The organism is Vallitalea sp. (genome assembly GCF_025211055.1).
Lineage (GTDB): Bacteria > Bacillota > Clostridia > Lachnospirales > Vallitaleaceae > Vallitalea.
The window spans coordinates 1-26,881 of the sequence record NZ_JAOARO010000029.1 but is presented as its reverse complement, the minus strand read 5'-3'; the positions used below and the strand labels follow the sequence as shown (position 1 = coordinate 26,881).

Sequence of the window (26,881 nt, the reverse complement as noted above, 5' to 3'; positions counted from 1 at the left end):
GAAGAATAGAAGAATGTACCCATGCAGATAAAGCCTTTGTAGTAGCACATGAAAAGTTATATATACTTTCAGATATAGTGAAGGACGAAGCAAGAGAAGATTTCTATATGGATGAATATAACTATATGAGTTCCAAGTTTGGAATATCAAAAACGTGTCTTGGGGAAATATCAACATCAATGATAATTAGACCTTTTAGTCACCATATAGACCTTGAAAAGATAAGATTTTCAAAATATCAGTACCAAAAACTAATTGAAGCAATATTCTTATTTGAAAACACTAAGGAAATAGCTAATTCGCTAATACTATATTCTATTCTTATAAAGCAATCTAAAGAAAATGGTAAATATGTTGAAGACTTTGAATCAAAACTGAAAAGACTTCTAACAGAAGAAAATGATATGAAAAATAATGCTCCTATAGTAGGAGATATAATAATTGGAAAAAGAAAAAAAGAGAATAGATTATATCACAAATATTTTGCTAACCAGAGATACTATGACCAGATGGATTTAGCGTGTTCAGTTATGTTTGGGATAAGTAACATAGCTACAAACTACATGCTTTTTAGGGTAATTGATTATAGGTTAATTAAAAAATATATTTATGCAAGAGGAAATGATAAGAATAAGATAAAAGATTTGATAGATCAAGGATCAAATGAAGACAGACTTCTTTCTAGTATTGAAACAAACTATGCTTTTAGTGGAGATACAAAAAGCTCATATTTTGAATATCTGGATTTAGATATCAAAAAATACAAGGAAAGACTTCAAAACCAACTGGAAGATTCCGTATATGAGACGGTATTTATGAAATACTACTATGAAAAAGAATCAAAAGACTTGGAAGTTGCTCTTAACGGACTAAAAAACAAATATAAAAGCATCCAGAAAGTATCAAGAGAATTCTTCATGGGAAGAACTCAGTATAACCAACAACTTGAAATGCTTTTAAAGTCTAAGCTGCCTAAGGCAAATAAGGAGTTAGTGGAGTACATAGTAGATTACAATAAGTTACAGATGATGGATATAGAAAATACCAGCCTTGATAAGATTGTTGAAAAGTTCTACAATCCCAAAAAAATGGACAAAGTAATTGCAAAACTTGAGATTGAAAGTCTTCCAGAGGTTAGGTATGAAGGCGAGAAAAAAGTTGTTTCTCAAGAGTTATTAAAATACTACCTAGCTACATTTCTTATCAGTCCTAACGTAGAACTTCCTCTTACGGCGAATATAATAAAATCAAGGCTTAATAAAGAGGATTTAAACGAGCTTGGAAGATACGTGTATAACAAGTGGTTTGGTCTTGGAGCGGTTGCCAAAATGAAGATGGCTATGGTATTCGCGGTATATAATTGTGATGAGGCATTCATTGTAGATTTCAAGAAACAAATAGACGAATGGACACAGAACCAAAGAGGTGCTATAGCATCAGAAGGAATTAAAGCGATGGCTTTTCATGAAAGCGATTATGCACTTATGCAACTAGATTCTATAAGTAGAAAATACAAAAACAAGTTGGTCAAAAGAATAGCTGCTGAGTATTTCCTAATAGCTGCTAAGAATATGGGACTTACAAAAGAAGAACTTGCAGACCTAGTTATTCCTAATCTTGACTTTGATAAGAACAAACAATTGAAGCTTGACTATGGAAACAGGGTATTTACGGCTACTCTTAAAAAAGACCTTACTTTACAGTTATCAAATCCAGATGGGAAGATTATAAAGACTCTTCCTAAGCCTGCAAAATCAGATGATGAAGAGATTGCAAAAGCTTCCAAAAAGCATCTTTCAGCAGTTAAAAAGCAACTAAAGACAATAGTCTCATCTCAAAAGACGAGACTCGAACGAGGAATATTTATTGAGAGAAGATGGGACATGGAGACATTTAACAAAGTTTTTGTAAATAATCCTATAATGAATACGTTCGCTGTGAATCTGATATGGGGGAAATATAATTCCAATAATGAGCTTGTAAAATCATTTAGATATATGGATGACGGAACATTTGCTGATGCAGACTACGAAGAAATAGAACTTCAAAAAGGAGAAGAGTTTGGACTTATACATCCTATTGATCTAAGTAAAGAAGAGCTTGAATTGTGGAAGGAAAACCTAGAAGATAATGAAATAATTCAGCCTATAAACCAACTTGAAATAGAGATCGTTGAAATAAAAGAAGAAAAAATGAACAATACCATATACGAAGAATTTAATGGGATTAAGATGCCAGCAATAAGCCTTGTTTCGAAGCTAGAAAAACAAGAATGGTATAAAACTTCTATAGTAGACGGAGGAGGATACGATGGACTGTATTTGGAATTTGAGGAACTTGAATATGGAGCTCAGATAGACGCAGAATTTTTGTATATAGGAATGGGAGACGAAAGTATTACTGTTAAGAATCTCAGATTCTACAAAAGGGGAGTTATAAATAGAGGAAGCTATATATATGATGATATAAATTCTTCAAACGTTGCAAAACTTTGCCAGGTGGAACCTAAGTTTCTAAATGCTGTTATATCACAGCTTAGAGCAATATGCATAAAATAAATCACGAAAAGGTGAATAAAATGGAAATTCAAAAACTTCCTGTAGAAAAAATCTATGAAGACGAGATAAAAAAACTTATAGAAAATGAAACCAATACATGTCCTTTAGGCTGGCAGATGTCTCCGAAATCAGTAAGAAAATTTATACTTGGAGATAATGAGTTAAAAATAAGCAAGAAGATATATGGAAACGATAAGGTCGTAGAACGTTCTATAGTTACACTGGCTACCAACAGGGGACTTCTTTTAATTGGAGTTCCAGGAACTGCAAAAACTATGCTTAGCGAACTATTAAGTGTAGCAATATGCAATAACTCTCTTAACACTATACAGGGAAATGCAGGTACAAGTGAAGCCGATCTTAAATATTCGTGGAACTATGCACTTTTGATTGCAAATGGTCCAAGTAGGAAATCACTTATCAAATCTCCTGTAATGAAGTCCATGATGGATGGAACTCTTGTGAGATTCGAGGAAATAACGAGAACTCCTCAAGAAGTGCAGGATATGTTGATTTCCATAATGAGTGATAAAGTTATGATGATACCCGAACTTTCCGAAAACAACTATATTTTCGCAAAAGAGGGATTTAATATAATTGCTACTGCAAATACCCTTGATAAAGGAGTAAACGAAATGAGCAGTGCATTAAAGAGAAGATTTAATATTGAAGTTGTAAATCCTGTAAACAATATAAAGATAGAAAAAGAAATTGTTAAAAACCAAGTAAAGAAGGTTGAAGATGATATAGTTATAGATGAAGATGTAATAGATATGCTAACGACTGTTTTTGTTGAGATGAGAAATGGACAGTCCGTTGATGGTGATAAGCTTGAAAAGCCTACTAAGAATCTTTCAACGGCAGAACTCGTAAATGTTTATCACGAATGTGCAGTGTATGCCAAATTCTTCAATGACAGCCATATGAATATTAAAAGTGTGTCACAAAATTTAATAAATAGCTTTGATTTTGAAGACGAGGGGGATGTTAGTGCACTTAAATATTACTTTGAAAAGGTGGTAAAGGAAAGAGCTAAAAAAAGTCATATCTACAGTGAACTATACGAATCAAGAGTTGAGATAAAATGAAAATAGACCTTAATGAATTTAAAAATGAAGAGATATTTTTTTTCCCAGTAAGGCATCATAGCCTTATTAGTTCCAAGTTTGTAAAAATAGCAATAAAAGAGTTTAAACCCGACACAATATTGATAGAAGGACCTAGTGATGGAGATCATCTGATAGAAAACATTGCTAGATCCAAGATGCCTGTTTCCATATACGGAAATATAGACAACAAGGAAATAAAGGTAGGAGTAAACTTTCCGTTTTTTAACACATCCCCTGAGTACGTAGCCATAGAGCTTGGATTTAGAAAGAAGATAGAAACTAAGTTTATAGACCTTCCAGTATATGATATTGACGTAGTAAGAAATCATAAAATAAATTTTGAGTATTCTAACTATATTTCTGAGTTGGTAAGAATAAGTGGACTTGAAAGTTTTGATGAGTACTACGAAAAATATTTTGAGATAGAACTCACTGGAAAAAGTATTGAAGACTACATGACACAGATGCTCACATACTGTAGTGTGACAAGGAAACTGAGTCCTTCAAATCCTTATAACAATCTTAGGGAATCGTACATGGCGAAGAAAATAAAAGAATATAAAAAGAAAAGAACACTTGTTATAACAGGAGGTTTTCATAGCGTCATCCTTCCCAACTTAATTAACAAAGAGATAGAGATAGATGATAGAAGGAGAAAAGTGCTTACTAAGGATAATAAGAATTATTTAATACCATATAACGTTCAGAATATATCTAGTCTTAATGGATACGGTGCAGGAATATACTATCCATACTATTACAAAATACTTCTGAAAAATGGGTTAAATCCTAGGGACACTTTTGTTGAACTTCTTACAAAATACTCAAAGAAGGCAAAAAAACAAGTGCCTATTTCCAAGATAATAAGTGCATTAGATTTGGCATATGGACTTGCTTCACTTAGGGAAAAGAAGCTTCCAGGAGTATATGAGCTTTTTGATGGAGCTTTAAGTGCGTTTACAGAATTTAATCAGTACATTGATACTAATAGAATACTTAAAGATTTTAAGATGTATTTAATAGGAGATGAATACGGGCGGGTTTATGATATATCAAATCTTCCACCTATCGTAGAAGATTTCAGGAATCAACTACTCAAAAACAAATTCACCAAGCCTAATAGTATTTATACACTGAATGTATTTAATAACAGAAGTGCATATAAAAGAAGTGTGTTTTTAAACAAGCTATCATATCTTGAGATAGAATTTGCCCAAAAGGTCAAAGGAATAGACCTATTTAATATAGATATAGACGAATATTTGACTCAGACATACAAGATGGCGAGTAAGGAAAAAGTGATGCCTTCTGTTATAGAAGTAGCATTTTTAGGTGAGAGCATTGATATGGCGGTAGAATCAAAGCTACAATTAAAGATAAAGGAGTCACATGCCCTTTCAGAGGCTGTATCGTGTCTTAAAGATTGTGTAGTACTTCAAGTGGAAAGTATGACAGATGAAATTATTAATACAATAAAGTCTATTATGATGCTAGAAAATAACATATTCGAGATTACAGCAGCATTTAATGAAATAACGAAGACAGCATATTATTACGAGACATTTGGAAATAAACATGATGATAAACTGGACGATTTGGTTAATGAAATCTATACAAAGCTTATGGTTTCCTTTCAAACTCTCGAAGAACTAAGGATTGAAGACGAGGCTAAGCTTTCAGACTCCATTAATGACATCTACTCATTCATAAATAGATCTAAAAACGAAAATATTGATAGACTATTATTTGTAGAGACCCTTAAAATACTTCTATACGAAAGATGGACTACATCCCTAAAGGGAATAAGTCTTTCCATACTATATATAATGGGAATTTTAAAGGAAGAAGAGATGATAGCAACAATAAAAAACAACTTTGTATTGAGTGAAACTCAGCTAAATGGAACAACACTTTTTCTTTCATATTTGCTATTGAACAACTATCAGATATTACTTAGTAACAACAGGTTCCTTACCATTTTGAACAAATTTGTAGAAGATCTTCACACGGAAGATTTCTTCAAAATGCTTCCTAACTTTAGAAAGATATTTACAAAGCTAAGACCTGTAGAAACTATAAGACTAAGTAAAGATATAGCCAAGTTAAATGATACATCTGAAAATCCTCTTGTTAAGTTTGATATAAGTGAGGAAGAGTTTTTAAGGAATAGGGATATAGAGATTCTTTCTCTAAAGAGATTGAAACAGCGAGGTATTTATTATGAATAATCTAGAAAAATGGAGATTAATACTTGGAAAATTCTCTAAGCAAAATTTGAATATGGATTTGTCTCAAGATAACCTTGTAGTTGAAATGCTTTTAGATAGTGTATATGATAGCGAATATTCCAATGGAAAAGGGATGTATGGAAGGGAATCTAGTGGTGTAATTGTCATTAAAAATCTGAAAAATGTGCAAAGAATTCTTGACCAAGACATAGTTAATAAGATTGCGACGGATGCATTTGAGACATACGGGATGTACGAGATAATTGCAGATGATAACTACCTGAAAAATGCAAAGGCTGACATTGATCTTCTTCAAAACTTGATAATGTATAAGGAGTATACAAAAGAAGAAGATAGAAGTAAGATAAAATATAAAATAAGGCAGATTGCTAACGAGATCAAAAAAGAACTAATGATGGAGATTGATTTGTCTAAGGTTGGAACTATAAACAAATCTAGCTCATCAAAATATAACAGATCGAAAGTTATTGATGTAAAAAAGACTATAGAAAAGAATATTAGAAATTATATCAAAGAGGAAGAAAAATTATATGTAGAAGATATATACTTCTATCCAAACAAGGCGAAGAATAAACCAGCGGACATAGTTCTTGTAGTTGATTGTAGTGGAAGTATGGTTAAATCATTAATATATGTAGCAATTGTATCATCAATATTCTATAACATAAGTGATATAGACATAAATATAGTATTGTTCGATACTAGGATAGTTAATTTATCTGAGATTAAGGATGATCCAATAAATATACTACTTGATGTACAGCTTGGTGGAGGAACTGACATAGCTAGTGCATTAGCATATTCAAGAAATCTTATAAAAAGACCTGATAAAACCATTTTTATGATAATAACTGATTTGTTTTCAGAGGAGACTTCAATGTTAAAAGAGTTTCAAGAAGTTAAAAATACAGGTGTGAAGACTTTGGTATTTACAGGAATAGAGGAGGATTCTAACTCTTATTATAATTCAAACTTTGCAAAGAGGCTTGTGAAGATAGGAATACCCGTTGAAGGAGTTACAGTTAAGGAGTTGGCAAACTACATAAAAGGGGCTTTAAAATGATAAGAGAACAGATAAGGTTGATAGACGAGGATTATATAGTAAATCTTACTAACAAGGGTATGTTCAAACGTGCGTTGAAGTCAATGGATAGAGAAGAAGTATTAATGATAAAAGAGTGGGAATTTAAAATAAGCAATGAGACTGTAATATTTAACGGGAAGTTGGAAGACTTTCACTGTACTTGTCCTTCTACAGATTATTGCAAGCACGTTATAATGGCGTATCTTTATATGATGGAAAACAAAAAAGATGGCAAAGAGGAGTTAACCCTTACTATTGAAGATTATTCTCCAATAAACGAAATAACGTCTAGAGACATTAGAAGGTATAGCACCCAAAAGACTATAAACGATGTAGTCATAGATTATAAATTCATGACTATAAACCATGAGGTTGGTTCGCTTTTGAAGGTTGATCTAGGAAAGAAAAAGCATGTTAATTTCACATATCCTTTTAACATTGATGAAGTGTTTAAGCAAAATGAAGAAAAAAATGTAATATATGCTATAAAATATATTCAGAATCTTAGTGAAGTAGACAATATTAAGGTTGAATTTAACATACCTAATGTAAATGTATTAAAAGAGGTTATTAAATACTTTGAAAACCTCATAGGGATAGGATTATATTCTTTAAAGAAAAGTGAGATAGAAAAGATAGAGTTTCTTAGTATAAAAGTGAAGCTTGAAAAGTATAATTTTCTATTTAAGAAGATGCAAAACTTAAAACATACAATAAAGAGATATGTTAATGATGACATAGATAGTAATACCCAGAGTATAAATAGTCAAATAATAGATATTCTTCAAAGTGCATATATCCTTATAGGAAATGCCGATGACTATGAGAAATATAAATTATTTAAGAAAATGGAATACAAATTAGAAATTAGTGAGATTTCTGGATATGGACTAGGATATGATATAGTCAATCTAAAGGATGGGTCAAAGCTGATGAATATGTTGGTCTTAAATACGGAAGATAAAGAGATATACGACATAACAAATCTAAGAAAAAACACGAATCAAAAAATTAGAAATATATCATCTATGTCATTGTTTATCCAAAATACTAAAAGTGCCTGTTCTTTGAGTGACAAGAGCTTTACCCTTAAAAATATTATGATGAAAAATAAAAATAGGATATCAAACTCCTCTAATCTGAAGCTTTCTTTTGGAGATGAAAAAGAGTTTAATCTTAGAAACTATGAGGTATCAATGTCTCAAGCAATAGAGTACTTTATAGAAGATGATCAAAAATACTTCATACTTTCTGATGAGATTGATCCCTTTTATGATTTCAGATTTAGAGAAGAGGTACAGCGTTATGAGATAAGAGTTATGGGAGTGTGTGTATACTTTAAATATGAAGGAAAAGAGGATGATAATACAATATCTTATCTCCAATCTCTAGAACAGGTGGATCATATGCTTGTGAAACTGAGCAGAAAAGATTTCCATATAGAGGGGAAGATAATTGCTATATGGACCAGCGGGGGAAAAAATATTTTAAGGGAGAATTAAGATGCCTTTAGACAGAGAAATTGATATAATCAAAAGAACAAAACAATATATGGACGAGATAGCAAGCTTTGGTGTAAATAACATAGATAGAATGGACAAAACTCTTCAAAGCAAATTAGAAAAAAATATTGAAGAGCTAAGACACATTGGATTTGTACAAATATCTCATATGCTAGTAAGGCTGGTCGAAACAAAAGATATAAAGATATATGTTCGTATAGAATTTATTTTAATTGAGATGCAAAAAAGCATCTGGAAGAAAAAGATTTGCGTCTAGCCTTTATATATAGTGGCAATAGCGATAATGCAAAAGCTTTTGAAAAAGTAATGGAGGGGAAATAGGTTGAAGAAGATATTAATATTGATGATATTCTTAGAATTATTAATAACTGGTTGTGGCGAGATGGATAAACATGAAACACAAGTAAATTACACTGATATACCTGATATATCAGATGTAAATAAAGAAAAGACATTACAAAACACTACGGAATATAATAGTGAAGGTATGTATAGCAATGAAGAAATAAAACAAAGATTAGGAATTAATGACATAGAATTCAAAAAAATAGAGGAAGGCATCAAGCAAATTAGCAAGATATTGACTCTAGAAAGTACTAGAAAACAGTGGATTGATCACGATGATATTATAAGAAAGTTGATTGGTTCAACTGGAGATTTAATTGATAATTATTCCTTAGTGAAGAATAAATCTGAAGGTGAAAATATGAATATGTTGGATAAAATTATAGAATATTATCATTATGAAGATACAAACCATTTTTTCCCATATGCAAATCAAGATGTCACTTTTCCTAATGAAGATGATGTTTTAATATATAAGAGTAAAAGAAGCTTTGAAGAATTAACCTTAGATGAATTCCTTGATTTAGCATCCAAACTATATATAGATGATGAAGGGAATGACCCTTACATCCTCCTAGACCAACAAGAATGGAAATCAGAGAAAGATTATATCCTTTTAAGTGGACGACAGCACTGGACAAAGTTTTTAATAATTTATGACAAAAAGGGACAATATGTTACTGGTCATACTTGGTCAGATAAGGTCTATAACCGTCCAATCCCAAGCTATTATGAAAAGCAGAAAGCATATGGGGTAGGTACTATGTGCTTTAATCATGGTACAGGCGTAGCTTGTTATGGGAATAGGCTGTTTCAAGTCTATAAGGACAAATTAGTTAATATCTTTGATTATCCTACACATGGGGATATGCTCCTTAGTGGAAATAACTTGTGGCTTCAATATGATGTTGAAGAGAATGATTATGAACCAGAGACAGGTAATATAAGCATAATATACACAGTCTCAATACTTGATGGACAACAAAAGGTGTTTGATACACAGACTAAAGTAACATATACGTGGTTAGAAGAAAAAGAATGTTTTAATATGCCTAACGAAGGGTTTTATGAGATACTATATAATGAATTAATCTATCCATCGGTTATTGAAGGTCTGCATAAAGATGATATGAAAAGCTTAAACTATATCCTAAAATGTAATAAGGAAGCTAAAGAGGAACTACTATATTTTCTTGACAAAGCACCAGATAGTAATCAGAAAGATGCCCTAATAGAAGTATTAGAGAGACAATCAATATAACTATAAATGATATTATAAGGAAGATAACTTATAGTAGTATAAATTATTCTATGATTCAAGAGAGTTAAGCGTAGATGTATAGCGATTCAGATATTATTGACTCTAATACAAGAAATAGACAACTTAATACCGAGGAGAAGGGGCAATATAATGATAGATTAGAATTAGAAAAATAAAAAGGTATAATCTAACTATTAAACAAGTTTAGAGAAAGAAGAAAGGAGAGTATTGATGAATTATTTTAGTATCAATACATTGTACAAGAGGATTATGAAAAATATAAGAGTAGAATATCTAGTTTTGGTTTTAATGTTATTATGTTTTTGTTTTACAGAGGTTAATGCAACTAGTGGTGGAAATATTAATGAAGATTTTCAATGGGCAGAGTATTCTGGGAAAACTTATTTGTGTGATTCTTCAGATGAAACACCTGAGCCTGTATCTAAAGATTTTGTTATGCAAGGTGTTACTTTTAGGATTACTGCAAATTCTGATGGAGATGGAAGTGCAGTAGCATGGCATAAACAGTATGGCAAAGATAATTCAGCTTGTATTGGATTCATGTCAGGTGGCGAGCATGATGTATACAATTCAAATACTACTGAAAGAATTACTATTGTTAGAAAAGATGGTGAACCATGGGTATTAGATTCATTATGGGCAGACGAGAAAGACTGTGAAAATATTATATTTACTGGTATTTTAAATGGTAATACAGTTGTTACAAAAGCCTGTGATGGTAGAAATCAAACATTAAATTTTGGAAATGTAGTTATTGATACATTAGTTATTTCAGCAAAACATTTCCAAATAGATTACTTCAATATAGATAATTTAAAAGGTAATACTGAAGCAGCAATAAACAATAAACCAACAGCATCAAGTTTTATCGCAATCCTATATGAGAATACAGCATATGCTTTTAGCACATCACAGTTTGGCTATGCAGATGATGATGGTAATTCTATGGATTACCTAAAAATAATAAGCGTACCAGCTAATGGGTCGTTATGGCTAGATAGCGACAATAATAATAGTATAAATGGTTCTGAAACAATATTAACTAATGGGGCAACTATTACAAAGACACAATTAGATGCAGGCAATCTTAAATATATAAATACCAATGGATATTCCTCATCCTTTATATATAAAGTAAACGATGGAGAAGATGACAGTGAGTTATCCTATACAACTACACTAGATGTGACACCAAAGCCAACGGTAACATTAAGATTAGGATCAAATTCAACTATTTATGAAAACGGGGGGACTGCTACTATTAAAGCAACTCTATCCAATACATATGATAAAAAAACAACTGTTAATCTATCTTTTAGTGGAACAGCAAATTCAACCGATTATTCAGCACCTTCAACCATCGAGATAGAAGCTGGACAAACTTTTGGTACAGTAAATATTACAGGGGTAAATGATACTATCTACGAGGGACAAGAAAACATTATTGTCGATATTGATTCTGTAACAAATGGTAAGGAATCTGGCACTCAGCGAATAACATATAGTATAACAGATGATGATCCTAAGCCCCTTATAACACTACAAGTAGATAAAACAGAACTAAATGAAAACTCAGAAAACTGTATAGTCACAGTAACGAAACAGGGAGATACAACAAAAGACATAATAGTAGGCCTAGGTGTAACCGGAACAGTATCTACACTAGACTATGCATTAGGGAGTACACAAATAACCATACCTGCAAATGAAACAGAAAAGACAACAACCCTTTCAATCTTGCAAGATGCTATTGACGAATATAATGAGAGTATCATAATAGATATAATATCCGTAACCAATGCAACAGAAGATGGAACCCAACAAAAAACAGTAACCATCATAGATGATGATGATGAGCCTACAGTTTCATTATCCTTAGAAAACAGTCCATTGGCTGAGGATGGTGGTCAAGCAACAATAAAAGCAATACTATCTGAAAAATCAGGAAAAGAAATAACCGTCAATCTTGGTTATGGGGGTACAGCATCAGCCAATGAATATACTGCAAATACAGCCATAACAATCAATGCTGGTCAAGCAGAAGGTAGTCTAATAATCACTGGTATAGATGATAAAATAGACGAAGATACAGAAACCATTGACATAGAAATAACATCGGCAATAAATGGCACAGAAAATGGAGTACAGATATTATCAGCAGAAATAAGTGATGATGATACTGCTAATTTAGTTATTACTGAATCTGACGGTAGTTCGTTTGTCAATGAATCTGGTAGTACAACAGATAAATTTACAGTTGAACTATCAACAAAACCTGTATCAAATGTAGTATTGAATGTGGCAAGTTCAGATATAGGTGAAGTAGTTGTAGACAAATCTATACTAACCTATACAGAAGACAATTGGAATGTAGCCCAAACGGTAACATTAACAGCTATAGATGATTACATAATAGATGGCGATAAAACAATCCTAATTAATATAACCGTTGATGACGGACAAAGCGATAATAAATACGATGGTTTGAGTAGTAGTATAGATACTGACATAATAGATAATGACATTGCTGGTTTTACTATTACAGAAACAGATGGTAATACATTAGTATCAGAAGATGCAACAACTGACATCTTTACCGTTCAGTTAGACGCTAAGCCTCAAACAAATGTAGTCATTAACCTAACGAATAGTGATACCACAGAAAAAACAATAAGTCATGCTAACTTGACCTTTACAAAAGATAATTGGAATATAGCCCAAACCGTGACAATAACAGGTGTTAATGATGATGTAAAAGATGGAGATGAGGCAACTAGTATTACTCTAAGTATAGATCAACTAAATACAGATGATATATTTGATTTAGTAGCTTCTCAAACAATTTCTGTTACTACTATTGATAACGACATACCAAACTTGGTCATAACACAAGATAATGGAATAAGTGTAACTGAGGGATTAGTAGATACAGATCAAATAAAAATTAGACTATCCACCCAACCAGTAGGCGGCAATGATGTAAATATAGCCTTAACCCCAAGAGATACAAGTGAAATATCTTTGTCAAAAACAACCATAACAATACTGAACGCTGATTGGAATAAGGATCATAAGGTGACGATAGCAAGTGTAGATGATATGGAGTTAGATGGTGATATAACAAGCAGTATAGACATAGCCACAACTAGTTCTGATTCAGATTATAACGGATTATCAAAAACCGTGCAGGTAATAACATTAGATGACGAGGAAGTAAACATGTCTATCCTTGCAAACAATAACATAATTACCAATGGAGACGCTATACCAACAACAAGTAACAATACGGACTTTGGTAGCGCCGATATCCATGCTCAAACAGTCATGAAAACATATAGGATTGAAAATACAGGTAACTATAATTTGAGATTGACAAATAATCCTATAGTAATGATAACAGGAGATACAGACTTTACTATAGTAAATCAACCTGCAAATATTATAGCCGGTGGAGCAAACACAACTTTTACAATAAAATTTGACCCAAACACCATTGGTGAGAAGACAGCTACAGTATGCATTGCTAATAACGATATGGATAATAATCCATATACCTTTGTAATAAAAGGAAACGGAACCAAGGATATTGATGCCCCAACAATAACAAAACTTAATCCTAGTAATGGAGAAGGAAACATAGCCATCGGTTCAAACCTTGAAATAACCTTTAATGAAAACATAATAAAAGGTATAGGGAATATTAGGATATATAAAGATAGCGATGATAGTTTAGTAGAGAACATTTCATCTAATAATATTGCTATTAACGAAAAAGTGATTACCATTAATCCTACTCATAACCTTGTACATGGAGTTAAATATTATGTCAAAATAGATAATAATACATTTACTGATGAGGTAGGAAATGCTTATGCAGGGATGTCAAATAAAACAACTTGGAGCTTTACAACTAAAAGTCAAAGTAGTAGTTCTTCAAATGGAGGTTATTCTAGTAGTAGTAACAATAATAATAATAATAATACATCAAAAGAAGTTGGTAAAAAAGAAGGTTCTTTAGGAAAAATAGAAACCAAATATAAAAACGGTAGAAAAATTATAACAGTCATTGTTGATAAGGAAAAATTAGAAGAAGAGCTTAGAAAAGAAGCACTGGGAGCAAAGGTAACAATTACAGTAAACACTCAAGAAGGAAGCCTGGCAGGACAACTCAATGGTCAGATGGTTAAGAACATGGAAGAAAAAGAAGCCATTGTAGAGATTAAAACAGAAAAAGCAACATATACCTTACCAGCCAATCAAATCAATATTGATAAGATATCCAATGAACTAGGAGGAGATATTGCTCTAGAAGACATTGATGTAGAAGTAAAGATTGGTGAGATTTCAAAGGAAATGGTAAAGATAGTAGAAAAAACAGCTAAGAAAGAAAAATTTGATTTAGTTGTTGCACCAGTAGACTTTGAAGTAACCTGTAGCTATAAAGGTAAAAAAGTAAATGTAAGTAAGTTTAATGCCTATGTAGAAAGAACCATAGCACTACCAAAAGACGTAGATCCTTTTAAAATCACAACAGGTATAATAATATATCCAGATGGAACGACTTGTCATGTACCAACACAGATCATTAAGGTGGATGGAGAATACTATGTCAAGATTAACAGTTTGACCAATTCAACTTATACAGTGGTTTGGAACCCTAGAGCTTATTCTGATCTAGAAAACCATTGTTGTAAAGATAACTGTAATGAGATGAGTGCAAGAATGATAGTAGAAGGGGAAAGTGAAACAACATTTAACCCAGATCAAGAATTAACAAGACTGTTTTTTACAGAAACCGTTGTTAAAGCATTAGGACTAGGGGATAAAGGTAGAGAGTGTTCTTTCACAGATATTTATAAAGAAGATGAATTCTTTGGTTATATAGCAACTAGTGCAGAATATGAACTGATAAAAGGGTACCCAGATAATACCTTTAGACCAGATTACAGCATCACAAGAGAAGAAGCAGCCACTTTAGTATTAAGAGCGATGAAATTGGCGGGAATGAAAGTAGAATATACTGATGAAGAATTGCAAAATGAGATTGATAAGTTTGTGGATAAGGCAGATATTCATGATTGGGCAAAAAAACCAATAGCAATCTGTGCTATAAATGGTTTAATAGTACGAAATGATCAAAATCAGTTCTTACCAAAGGCCAATATAACCAGAGCAGAGCTAGCTGTTATTATGAAGAAAATGCTAGAAAAGGCAGATTTGATATAATAATTATTTATTTATATTAACAATTAAAAAATAAATTCAGAATCTAAACCTATTATTTACTATAAATATTATAGCAGTAAGCATCCGCCCCTATATATTTCATTTAATATCTAAAGATATATAGAATATAATTAAGGTTAACAATTATTGATAGATTAATAAAAGGAGATAAATAATTAGTTCACAGTATATTATAAAAAATGATAGTATTTTATGTAATAATGTGGTTTAAGGAGGGGAATGTTTGAGGTTGATTAGATACATTTTTAAAAATAAGATTTCATCTATTTTAATAGTAATTCTAAGTATATTGTTAATAGTATTAAGCTGGAAATATAATCATTTAAAAAGTTATGTTGATTCTAATATTACAACTGAATCATGGGGTTTTGCAATGAATAATTTTGCAATCATTGAGTGGTTAGAAGAAGACAACATACAAGAAGATAGGGACAAAAAAATTTATAAGCTTAGTTTTGAAATGTATGATGAGTATAATGAGATATGTAGAGCATATGGAATGTCAGGTGTTATAGGTAAGAAAAATACATTTGATAATAGATTGGTAGGAACACTACATGATGATTTAAAACACTTTGATCACTCCAAAATCTTAAGGATACAAAAAATGATAGAAGAAATATTGATAGAACATAAAGTATCCTATAAATATTTAGAAAATTATATGAATACATATGAAGTAGACTACAATAGGTTACTTGTTAAAGAATGGAAAAAAATAATAATTAAGTTGAATTCGTTAAGATTTTAAAGATGTTATCCTCATTTCCATTGCTGACGTAGGTCTGATGGTTGGTTATACCAATCTTAGTAAGTTCTCCAGTGCATTTAAAGAGGTCATGGGAAAATTACCAAAAAATGCAGAATAGATGATTCAGATAAGGAAAGGAAGAATAAAAAATGAAGTTAGGACATATTATATATAAAGTTAATAACTTGGATGAGGCTGTAAAAGAATATACTAATAAAGGTTTTACAGTTGAATATGGTAAAAATAAAAATTCTTATAATGCCTTAATATATTTTGCAGAAGGACCACATCTTGAATTATTACATAATACAGTTATGCCTTCCTTTGTAAAGAAAATATTTTCATTTATAGATAAAAAAGCTTTTGTAGATAGACTTAATACATGAAATAATTCCAAAGAAGGATTGATCGGGGTTGCCATAGAAAATGAATAGGAATACTATGAAGGACAAGATGACTCATATCGTGTCCTTTTTTTATAAAAATCAGAGGTAGCGGCTGGCTGTATCAGGGCGTAGTAGAACAAGGTATAAAGGACATATTTTTTGCTTTAATGGATTTTATATAAAAAAATATGGTTGACTGATTGTTTATACTGTATAATAAAAAGTAAGGGGAAAGAATACACTATTCTTACAAAAAACATAAAAACTAACTAATAGTAACACAAGTTTAAAATGGAATAAATAATTTTATAATAGACAAAAACAACAAGCATAAAATAGGATAAAACACTTAGTAATACATAGGAGGAATTATGGAATTAAAGCTATTTGGATTTATACATAATGTGACAAATTATTTAGAGACTAAAGCAGATGATTTGGCTATAGCATCCAATGAAATAAAAGTTTTTCTAAAAGATTTATTAGAGGTAAGTACTGATGGTTACTTGAACATTAATAGAAGAGTAAAATCAGTTCCAAGTTTAAAAGAAAAGATTATCAGAAATAATTCCTATAAGGAATATGATTCATCACAAGAATTTATTTCTAATCTATCAGACTTAATTGGTATAAGAATAGAGTGTAGATTTATTGAAGATGAATATAAAACATATGAAGTATTGAAGAGATGTTTTAGTATGTGCCACTCAGATGGATATTACTATAATTCACTTAATAAAAATATTAGACTGGAATTAGATGAACCACAGCCCCAAAAACAAAAAAATGGTTTTGAAATATATAGAATAGATGGGGTCTATGAATATGATGATGAATTATTTAATTTTGAACTTCAAATAAAATCCCTTGTTAATGTGTTTTGGGGAGAAATAGAACATAAGATAATATATAAAAACAATAATTACACTATATGGGACAGTTTTTTTAAAGATATCATGGGATCTATAAACGAAAACCTTTCCATGATAGATAAACAGTTACATATTATTGATGATCAATTTAAACAACTAAATACAATCAGTCCATCAGTTAGAAAAAATCAAATTGAAAGAACCTTAGCAAAAATGATTTATGATATCTTTTCAATAAGAATAAAGAATAGTATTGGTTTCATTGTTGATTTTAGAAAATCATGTGATACAATTATGAAATATATCTTTAGGTCTAATCATGCAGAAAACTTGGACGATTATAATAAGACACTGGTAAAAACATTTTCAAGACTAAATGATATAAGTGAGAATGAGATTGATTTTACTCATGAGATAGTATTTGAAAGGGAAATAAAATTAGAAGATAAATTCTCTAGAGTTATGGGAGAAACTATCATTGCTTCAATTAACAGTGATTTTCAATGGAACATCTTTTTTAGAGTATTATTTGAAATAGAGCTTGGTAATAATGTTGAGGATTTTGAAACATTCATTCAATTTATAAAGGAGAGATTCAGTAAAAATCGAAGTCTATCAAAATTATATGTGTTATTTGAAGAAAAACAAGCTGAAGAGATGATAGAAAATTTATTAGAAACAATTGTATATACTTTTAAGAAGATTGATTCTATAAAGTTCATTTACGATACAAGCATAGAAGATATAAATCATACACTACGATATATAGTTGGACTAATATGTAAAAATATTCAAAACTATGAAGATTGGTTAGAATATAAAGAAATATATCTGGAATATTTTCAGGTGAAGATTTTATCTATATTTGATTATAAAATTGAAATATCAAAAGTAAAGAGATTCTTGAAAAAAGCTAAGAAAGAATCAAGTATAATAGAAATCAGCGAAGATATACTTGGATATACTCATGAATTAGAATCTCTATCTTTGATAGAGGCGGATAAAGCCTTGAAACTTTTCAAACTATAAATAATAAATATAGATAAACAAAAATTAGTGGTTATCTGGATGAATAAGTTCAATACTTCACAATAGGAGTTATTCCATAATTAAATGCTAAATTATAAGAGGTTAAAAATGATAAATAATAATCAACAAGTCATTAATGATCCCATGTTATTTAAATTATATGATATCAAAAGTGTAACAGGAGATATAATAGAATGTATAGTAAACAAACAATATGGTAAAGGTAAAATAGTTTTCATTACAATTGAAGAAGGAGTTTTTGTCGAATACTCAGATTGCTATTTCAATTATATTGATAATTCTGATGTGAAGTTTAATAAAGACATAATCACTATGTATCAAATGATTGAAGGAAATGCCATAATGAATATTAATGACAAAAAATCTATAATAGTTAAAAAAGGTGATATATATAATTTTGCAGGTAATAATCAGTTTTCTAGTTTTGATGGAGACTATAAAAACTTGGTTTCAATAAGTATATTTGGATATTATGAGTGTATTCAAAAGTTCTTCCTAAACTTTTTCAAGGACGATAAGATTGTTAACGATTATTATTTATATATGAAAAAAATAGATGGAGGATTGGTTTATAAGAATGATTTGAGACTTGAAAAGTTATTTTTAGAATTATTAGAGAGTGTAAAGGACAATAATAACTACTTAATTAAGTTAAAAGCTTTAGAAATAATGTATCATGGTATGATACATCATTTCAAATATGTTGATGTAAAAAAAAGAGAATACGATCAATACTATATTAAACGAGTATATGAAGTAAAGAATTTTTTAGACGATAATTGGAATAAAAAAATTAATCTACAGGAAGTTGCTCTACTTCATAATATTAATAAAACATATTTGAAAGAGATATTTAAAGACTCATTTGACATCTCACCTCATAAATATGTAATAAAAACACTAACATTGGTTTAAGTTACTATAAGACAGAAACAATTTAAATAGATTAGATAACGGTATGATTGGAACAAAATATCATCTTGATATTAAAACTGGTATGATTTCTTATAATGGACAATCAACTAATAATTCTATAAGCGAAGAAAGTCAATGGGAAATAAAATATAAATATGATTTAGAAAAAATGAAACAATTACGTATTGATGCAAAAAATAGAGTAAATAATATATTGATTCAACAAGGAGTAGATTTAAATCATAAATATGTACAAAAGTTAAATCAGAAAATAAATTTTATGGAAAATCCAATAACTATAGATATTTCAAAAAGGTTATGATTTTGGTTCGACAATTGGATTGGGTGTGTACGAAAGTCTTAGGGACTATTCTCAATTAATAAAAGCAAATAAATTATATGCTTTAGGAGTGGTAGGAATGAGTGCATTAGAAGGTGGTATAAAATATTTTACAGAACCTAGTGCATTAGAGTTTATAAATGATTTTACATATCACTTACATAATAAGAAATCATCATATTGGAATAAGTATAACTCTAAAATAGAAAATATTATAACCACCTATTCTAATGAAGAAACAAATAACTTAAGAAAAGAATATTATTATCAAGCTATAATAGATTATTCTAACATTAGGCTTAAGGATAAATGGAGGATAAATTAATATGTTTAATGATACAATGTTTAATGATCCAATATCTGGATGGAAGTTTAAAGTTGGTTATTTGGTTTTAATAATTGCTGGGGTATTATTAGCAATAAGTTTTATAGGAAATAAATACCTAGATTATAAGGCAAAACGATACTGCGAAAAACATGATATTGATATTAAAGATAATGAAAATTAACGCACCTATCCTAAAGTAATAAGATAAAGTGAACAGTATCTCTTTTCTCCTTGTAGTTAGACGGGGTATCGAAAAAGAAGGTATTTTATTTATCGGAAAAATACATAAAACATAAGGCAATGGAAATCAAAAAGACTAGGGGCTGTCGTTAAATAGGACTAGCCCACACATAACAAAAAAGTCAGTGTAACTCATTAGGAGTTAGGCTGACTTTTCTACAAGAAAAAAAGATGCCTAACGATAAACATCTTTTCTCCGCTACATATACATACATAATGAGAAAGTATTTACTCCTTTATTCGGATAGAAGAATACCAAAGGGTTTGGTCGTTCACTATCTGCTTATCTTGTTGGTCATAAGTATGTAGTGAAATCTGTTAATCCTGCACTCGCTAATGAGTTTAGAAAAAGTGCACCTACATATAAAAAGAACGATAGTTATGATGCTTTAGCTGTTGCTAAGGTTCTTCGTGATATGGTGGATACTTTGCCTGATGCAAAGCATGAGGATATCTATTTTACAATTCGTCAGTTAACCAAGCGAAGAGATAGTATCAATAAACGATTAATGATTATACAACACCAGTTACATGACCAGTTACTTCATGTATACCCTAGTTATAAGAAGTTCTTTTCACAAATTTGTGGTAAAACTGCTTTGTACTTTTGGGAGAATTACCCATCACCACAACATTTAGTAGGTGTTGATGTTGATACATTAGCTGATGATCTAAGAGGTGCTAGTCGGAATGCTTGTTCTACGAAAAAGGCAACACAGATTTTAGAATTAATTGCCCATGATGGTATCAATATCTTCAGTATCAGATTGAACGAGATTATATTATTAAGAATATCATTACAGAGTTTCGACATAATCAAGAGAATATAGCAACTATAGAAAGTAGGTTGCAACAGCTTATTGATGAAACAGGCTATCAATTAGATACCATGACAGGCATTAACCTAATCACAGCATCACATTTAATATCCGAGATAGGCGACATTAATCGCTTTCCTACTGCTGATAAGTTAGCCAGTTTTGCAGGGATATCACCTGTTAAATTTTCATCTGCTGGTAAGGGTGAGGATAAAAGGAGTCGTCAAGGTAACAGGATATTGAATAGTATTTTCTACTTTTTAGCTATTCAAATGATACAAGTATCTAAAAATGGTACACCACGAAATAAGGTTTTTCATGAGTATTTTGTTAGGAAGATATCAGAAGGAAAGAGCAAGCCACAAGCATTGGTTTGTATTCAAAGAAGACTTGTAAGGATTATTTATGGCATGATGAAAAATAAGACAGCTTATGTACCTTATAAGAAAATATGATATAATTATTGTCAATTAGAAATATCATTTTTGAAAACAGCAAAATAAGAATTGGTTAAGTCTGACCAAGGGGACGAAATTCTGTTTTTGCTTAGTAATCACCCTGTATGTGGAGGGGATGACATATCTTGAATCTTTGACAGTGTTACGTATTGTCATAATAACCCAATCATTTTCAGATTCAAGTGGACATACTGCAAGAGTAATATATGATTCTGAAAATATAATTATAAAATGAGCCAATGTGAATAACATATGCAAAATAACCTTGAAATCATAAAATAATTCGTTTGTGTGTGCAATAATTCATTACCCACTGTAGTTTATTTTTGCTTAGCTACACACTTTATAAAAGAATTATCATATACCGAAACTCTTTTTTAGTACTGGCAAACAAACCTTTAATATTTAAAGGATAAATGTTATAATAATTTTTAACAAATAGTAATATTTTGCAATTTAACATTATTTATCAAGGTATATAGCTAAATATAATAAAAAAATATTTTCATAAATAATGTCATACCTACTATATAAGTATAAGGGAGAGTATAAAAAATGAGAACACTAAAAGTTACTTTTACTATTATAACGATTGTTTTAGTTTTATGTTCATGTGAATCTTTAAAAAATGAAACCAATAATCAAATTAATTCGCCACAAGAATCATATCCTACAGATTACCAACAATCAGAAAATATTTCAGAAAAGGCAAATATAGACACAATACCTATGACAAAAAATAACGATTTAGTTAACTTACTTACTACTGATAAACTAGAATTGTCCGATAATCTAATTAGGTATTTTTTTGAATATGATACTTTACATTCTTTTGAATTAACAGAGTTACCTACATTTAATTCATCAAACCAACCTGACTGGGATCAACTAACATTTTATATATATCATAATTTTGCCCAATATCATAATTATGTTGCAGAGCTTACTAAAGAAAATTTTAGAAATACAGTAAATCAATTTTATGGTGAACTTAAATATCAAGATAAAGAATCATTGTATCTTGAATATTCTAACGGTAATTATACCTATAAACCTGGAGACACAATAAGAACTGGATATCATCGGTTGACAAGTATTTCTAAGGATAAAAATGGACTTTATACGGCAACATTTGATAGATTAATTTTGGGAGAAGTAGAAGCAGCAGACCCATATGAGATTGCTTCTGCAAATATAAAAGCTATTAGAGACGCCGCTGGAACTAAAGACTGTTTACAGACAAAAGAATTTAATCAGACATTGCTAAACATTTTTCTAAACAAAAACTATCATGAGACATTAGATATGACAGAAATTATCACTATACAATTTATCTTAACGGATAATACTGATTTCCCTTTTCAATATAAATCATGTGATATAATAAGATATTAATTAATTTTTGATAGAAGGCTATTCACTAAATTAGTAAATAGCCTATCATTTTTAATATTAGTATAAAATATTTTACACAATGTTTAGGGTGCTATATAAATTACTTAAGTAAAATATGTAGGTGCTGACCATTGGCTCCTAATGTATTTCCAGAATTACCAGAATATCCAATAAGTTCTCCGCATTTTACATGTTTAGTGCCTAAAGTTACAATATTTTTTTCAACACACTTACCATATGATGAATATGCACATCTCTCGACATAATCTGGTGTTGAATATCCATTAAGTTCTGATAAATGACCATATTCAATATATGAAGCTGTTCTTCCATCTGAAGTTTTCCAACCAGAATCAGGAGTTAATCTGAATCAGCGACCTAAACTGATGTATGAAACTGGACTATCTTTTTTTAATTTTCCATAATAATACCCAAATGTAAATGTTCCATCACACATTGCATATACAGGTGTTCCTTTTGCTACTGCATAATCTTTATGATTAGGATATGTGTAATTTTTTGATGGAGAAATAGGATCTTTCATAATTTTAACTGGTGGTTTAGTAGCTGTAAGATTATTAGCATAAACCCAAGCTCTCTTTTTACCGTGGGAAGTATTATACTCAATATACGCATATCCATTTACTTTTTGATTAAGATATTCAACTTCTTCGTGTTTGAAAATTTTACCTATTTTATTAGTGGCTTGAAACGTAGAATAGGTATCGGCGTCTCTTAAAGCCCATCGTTTGTTTGACATACTTTTTCTTCTTTCTTTTTAATTTTTATATAATAAATCGCGATTTTATATAATATAGCTAATTTGTTTGGCTTGAATATTTAATAACATTATCCAATATGACATTAACACGACATAAAATAAAAATTTTAGGAATTTTAGATGATTGATCATTTTTAGTGTATTGTCGAAACCAATGTACACAAAAAGTACCAACTCTTTATACTGACGACAATAAGAAGATTATAGAAGAAATGGGGACTATTGTAAGTGAGTATGATGAAAAATTAACTCATCATGAAGATTACTATCCTATGTACCATGACTTAAGAAAGCATATGATAGGTTAAGAAAGATTTTGCTCAATTAGAGCATTGGAATAAGCTACACAGAGCAAATAGAAATTAGATTTTCATTTTTATTAATGTACTAATATATAAGGTGACTTCATAATTGTGTCATATGAAGCAACCTTATTTATAATTGTTATAGTTCAGGGGGTGACACAAGCTACTAAAGATGGTCTTAAGAAATAGACCTATAGCGATGTAATAACGAACACCATGTGTATACAATATACATATGGCACTATGTATTAATCTATTTATATTGGATCTCAGTATATCAAATTCCAGATCAGCAGTATCAAATTATTTGTATAAACGATTGTTAAGTAAGAATAAACATAGATTTAGTACATTATCCTATGCATATAGAAATGATAGAAATGCACATTATGCTGTGCAGGATATTTCATTAGAGTTACAAAGATATCCGAGAGTTTTTATTGCAGAGTTTGATTTTGCTGATTTCTTTGGATCAATAAGCCATAGCTATTTAATAGAACAGTTAGATAAAAATGGATTTTTAGTAAGCCAATTTGTCTTATGGAGAGGTGTTTCTGAAAGAACTTCGACACCTTTAATAGTCCACGGTTTGTTGATATAAATTTGAATATTATTCTGTCCACCTAAATAACTTCCACCTTGATATCCGACTGGACCTTTATAAATTGTTGTCCCTGCTGGTATCTTTACTGCATAATTTGAATTGATAGGTGAGGTTCCAGTGAGGACACCAGTTTTAGGATCTATCCATTGTGGCTTTACAGCATTATCAATCCTAATCTGAATTGCTGATTTACCTGGTGATTCTGTAAACCATTGTCCCAATCCATTTTTACCACCACCAGATTTACCGTCTCTATAAAAGATAGTATCTTTTTAAAGCTTTATTGTATTATACTTACCTTCTGCAAAGTTTGATGCAGGATTACCAGGCATTTCTGCAAGAGGACCAGGGTTCTCTGCCATATTATACTCATACTTCATATTAGTTACACTAGTTTTTATACTATTAATTTTATTTTTTACAAATCCTTTTGCACCATTATACATTTTATCTAAGCTAAAACAAGCAGCTCCTACATTATAAGTAATGGCACTATCTAATGCAGTTTTAGTAACTTCTGGTGATGTTCCATTAGTTTCATATTCTGCTTTCGCAATATGTGATGTTATATAATCTTTTCGTTGTCCTAATTGCGTTAACTTCCACATCACATAATCCATTGCAACGGATGTATATGCCCCTTTTTCAAGGTCTTCTCTCATATACCATTCCCATCGGTTCATTTCATTTTCATAGACTTCTGGGTCATATAATGTGATTTCTACTTGGCTATTAGCAACACCATCTTTACCATGTCCACTTGGGTCTACATACATGATAGGATTATTGCTAACATAAGCGTAAAGATTTAAACCGTCCCCTCTGTAACTATCTCTGTTATTAACCTTTTGTAATGTGGCTTATAATACCAATTCCAGTGAGTCGCTCAAAATGTCCCAAGAGTTTTATACAGTTTTATACTTGTAAAATGAAAAAGATGTGAATAAGAATTATCCATCATCTTTTTCATATCTACATTTAGAGCCTTTAATCTACTATCTCTGCAATATACAATGGTACTTCCTTATTAACTTTATCTTTAAGACAATTCATATGGCAAAACAATTGTTGTTCCTGTTGATTATCAATTGTTTTATCCCAGTTTGAAATTACGACCAAACTTGTTATATCAATATGATTTGATTTGATTTCTTTACCACAAAAACAGCACTGATATTTTTTTTTCATTTTATCACTTCCATCCATAATTTTTTGATAGTCTATTAAGCGATTTTTCACCAATATTCTTTAATGCAGTTACTACACCATTTTCGCCTTCAACTATAACATTAAATTTACCTGCACCAATATTCTTAATAAAAACCTGTGCTCCATCTGTTTGACTCATTATTTTATCAGGTGATAATTTTAATGCTGATATATCATCAGGTGTAAAACCTCTTTGTTGTAATCTTTCAGCACCATGCTTTGTTGTATTTACGACACTTTGAATTTCTTCAATTGCTAATGAATCTTTTAATTTCTGGTATTGTGCAACATTATGTGCAAAATTACTTCTCTCCTGAGTTGCAACATCATCTACAATATCATCAGCCTGATTAATAATAAGGTCATCACCAATATTAACTATACTTGATTGAGTAGGTAAAGTATATAAATAGCTTGCGAAGCTTGCCCCCATGCCCATTAAGGCAGCTCTGAGTTGTCCTTCTTTTTGTCGTTGTTCTTGTTCAACTCGTAATATAGATAATTGTAACTGTATATTAATCTCTGCATTCTCTACAGCACTTTCAACCAACGTTTCACTTAAAGCATTAGCATTTGATGCTAAACTTCCGAAATATTCTTTAGCGTTGTCTCCTTCATTTAACCAAGAAATAAATGCTTTATATTGTTCGCCTTCATCATTTTGCACACCATCTTTACCATGCCCTGTAGGGTCGACGTACATGATAGGATTATTGGATACGTAGGCATAAAGGTTCAAGCCATCCCCCCGAAAACTATCCTCTTGTATAACCCCATTTTCCATTAAATCATTAATCCCAATCATATGCAAAGCTTGGAAAGTAGCTCTATCTAATTGACCTGTTACATCAACATTTAATCCTTTTTCTTGAATATACTGTTGCAATTTCCTTATTCTATTCTCATTATAATAATGTCTTTCCTTCCCCAAAATACTCTCTGACTCTGATTTGATATATGCACTTATTACTGAATCATCCAATACATCTTTATCCAACTTATTCTCATCTTCAACTACTGACTTTGAGTAAT

21 protein-coding genes and 3 pseudogenes are annotated in these 26,881 nt (G+C 30.5%); 19 read left to right on the top strand and 5 right to left on the bottom strand.

The genetic code is table 11. The features are described 5' to 3' along the window. The 18 genes and pseudogenes from N4A55_RS03745 to N4A55_RS03660 form a co-directional block, all read left to right on the top strand. Positions 1-2,558: DUF4132 domain-containing protein (locus tag N4A55_RS03745; protein WP_293754165.1), on the top strand; the 2,558-nt coding region annotated here is incomplete at its 5' end. A 20-nt stretch (positions 2,559-2,578) separates the two neighbouring features. Then, on the top strand, positions 2,579-3,646 hold the full coding sequence (locus N4A55_RS03740; RefSeq protein WP_293754164.1) for an ATP-binding protein: 1,068 nt from the start codon (positions 2,579-2,581) through the stop codon (positions 3,644-3,646). After that, complete coding sequence (locus N4A55_RS03735) at positions 3,643-5,895, top strand: DUF5682 family protein (protein WP_293754163.1); 2,253 nt, start codon at positions 3,643-3,645, stop codon at positions 5,893-5,895. Before N4A55_RS03740 ends, N4A55_RS03735 begins: the two co-directional genes overlap by 4 nt. Beyond that, positions 5,888-6,979, top strand: coding sequence for a vWA domain-containing protein (locus tag N4A55_RS03730; protein WP_293754162.1), 1,092 nt, complete (start codon positions 5,888-5,890; stop codon positions 6,977-6,979). Before N4A55_RS03735 ends, N4A55_RS03730 begins: the two co-directional genes overlap by 8 nt. Then, the gene (locus N4A55_RS03725; RefSeq protein ID WP_293754161.1) at positions 6,976-8,502 is read left to right on the top strand and encodes a hypothetical protein; all 1,527 of its coding nucleotides are present in this window, start codon (positions 6,976-6,978) and stop codon (positions 8,500-8,502) included. The genes N4A55_RS03730 and N4A55_RS03725 overlap by 4 nt, the downstream gene beginning before the upstream one ends. Position 8,503: 1 nt before the next feature. Further along, positions 8,504-8,779, top strand: a complete 276-nt coding sequence (locus N4A55_RS03720) for a hypothetical protein (RefSeq protein WP_293754160.1) — start codon at positions 8,504-8,506, stop codon at positions 8,777-8,779. 66 nt (positions 8,780-8,845) lie between these two features. After that, positions 8,846-10,129 (top strand): hypothetical protein, encoded by a 1,284-nt coding sequence (locus tag N4A55_RS03715; protein ID WP_293754159.1) that lies wholly within the window; start codon positions 8,846-8,848, stop codon positions 10,127-10,129. Between the two features lie 231 nt (positions 10,130-10,360). Continuing rightward, a complete protein-coding gene (locus N4A55_RS03710; RefSeq protein WP_293754158.1) occupies positions 10,361-15,376 on the top strand; it encodes an S-layer homology domain-containing protein in 5,016 nt (1,671 codons plus the stop codon). Between the two features lie 244 nt (positions 15,377-15,620). Then, positions 15,621-16,148: a hypothetical protein gene (locus tag N4A55_RS03705; RefSeq protein WP_293754157.1), complete on the top strand. Its 528-nt coding sequence runs from the start codon at positions 15,621-15,623 to the stop codon at positions 16,146-16,148. A gap of 149 nt (positions 16,149-16,297) precedes the next feature. Next, positions 16,298-16,534 carry a VOC family protein gene (locus tag N4A55_RS03700; RefSeq protein WP_293754156.1) on the top strand — a complete coding sequence of 79 codons (237 nt, stop codon included), beginning with the start codon at positions 16,298-16,300 and terminating at the stop codon, positions 16,532-16,534. Between the two features lie 371 nt (positions 16,535-16,905). Continuing rightward, a complete protein-coding gene (locus N4A55_RS03695; RefSeq protein ID WP_293754155.1) occupies positions 16,906-18,435 on the top strand; it encodes a GTP pyrophosphokinase in 1,530 nt (509 codons plus the stop codon). Between the two features lie 108 nt (positions 18,436-18,543). Then, the gene (locus N4A55_RS03690; RefSeq protein WP_293754154.1) at positions 18,544-19,371 is read left to right on the top strand and encodes a hypothetical protein; all 828 of its coding nucleotides are present in this window, start codon (positions 18,544-18,546) and stop codon (positions 19,369-19,371) included. A gap of 43 nt (positions 19,372-19,414) precedes the next feature. Further along, positions 19,415-19,693 carry a hypothetical protein gene (locus tag N4A55_RS03685; protein WP_293754153.1) on the top strand — a complete coding sequence of 93 codons (279 nt, stop codon included), beginning with the start codon at positions 19,415-19,417 and terminating at the stop codon, positions 19,691-19,693. A gap of 97 nt (positions 19,694-19,790) precedes the next feature. After that, entirely contained in the window at positions 19,791-20,036 is a 246-nt protein-coding gene (locus N4A55_RS03680) for a hypothetical protein (RefSeq protein ID WP_293754152.1), read from the top strand. Between the two features lies 1 nt (position 20,037). After that, a complete protein-coding gene (locus N4A55_RS03675; RefSeq protein WP_293754151.1) occupies positions 20,038-20,220 on the top strand; it encodes a hypothetical protein in 183 nt (60 codons plus the stop codon). 325 nt (positions 20,221-20,545) lie between these two features. Further along, positions 20,546-21,109: pseudogene (locus N4A55_RS03670) on the top strand (IS110 family transposase); the annotation flags it as partial. Further along, positions 21,076-21,552 (top strand): annotated as a pseudogene (locus tag N4A55_RS03665) (transposase); the annotation flags it as partial. The pseudogenes N4A55_RS03670 and N4A55_RS03665, both read left to right, overlap by 34 nt. A gap of 558 nt (positions 21,553-22,110) precedes the next feature. Beyond that, positions 22,111-22,950 carry a hypothetical protein gene (locus N4A55_RS03660; RefSeq protein WP_293754149.1) on the top strand — a complete coding sequence of 280 codons (840 nt, stop codon included), beginning with the start codon at positions 22,111-22,113 and terminating at the stop codon, positions 22,948-22,950. Positions 22,951-23,320: 370 nt separating this feature from the next. Here the strand turns inward: N4A55_RS03660 and N4A55_RS03655 are convergent, their stop codons facing one another. After that, the gene (locus N4A55_RS03655; protein ID WP_293754148.1) at positions 23,321-23,710 is read right to left on the bottom strand and encodes a hypothetical protein; all 390 of its coding nucleotides are present in this window, start codon (positions 23,708-23,710) and stop codon (positions 23,321-23,323) included. Between the two features lie 158 nt (positions 23,711-23,868). On the opposite strand from N4A55_RS03655, the gene N4A55_RS03650 reads away from it, so the two are divergent. Continuing rightward, the gene (locus tag N4A55_RS03650; RefSeq protein ID WP_293754147.1) at positions 23,869-24,039 is read left to right on the top strand and encodes a hypothetical protein; all 171 of its coding nucleotides are present in this window, start codon (positions 23,869-23,871) and stop codon (positions 24,037-24,039) included. 483 nt (positions 24,040-24,522) lie between these two features. Here N4A55_RS03650 and N4A55_RS03645 read toward each other — a convergent pair whose 3' ends face one another. From N4A55_RS03645 to N4A55_RS03630, 4 genes and pseudogenes are all read right to left on the bottom strand, one after another. Then, entirely contained in the window at positions 24,523-24,861 is a 339-nt protein-coding gene (locus N4A55_RS03645) for a hypothetical protein (protein ID WP_293754146.1), read from the bottom strand. 51 nt (positions 24,862-24,912) lie between these two features. Beyond that, the gene (locus tag N4A55_RS03640) at positions 24,913-25,416 is read right to left on the bottom strand and encodes a hypothetical protein (RefSeq protein ID WP_293754145.1); all 504 of its coding nucleotides are present in this window, start codon (positions 25,414-25,416) and stop codon (positions 24,913-24,915) included. A gap of 211 nt (positions 25,417-25,627) precedes the next feature. Beyond that, the gene (locus N4A55_RS03635) at positions 25,628-25,828 is read right to left on the bottom strand and encodes a hypothetical protein (RefSeq protein ID WP_293754144.1); all 201 of its coding nucleotides are present in this window, start codon (positions 25,826-25,828) and stop codon (positions 25,628-25,630) included. Between the two features lie 4 nt (positions 25,829-25,832). Continuing rightward, positions 25,833-26,881 (bottom strand): annotated as a pseudogene (locus tag N4A55_RS03630) (hypothetical protein); the annotation flags it as partial.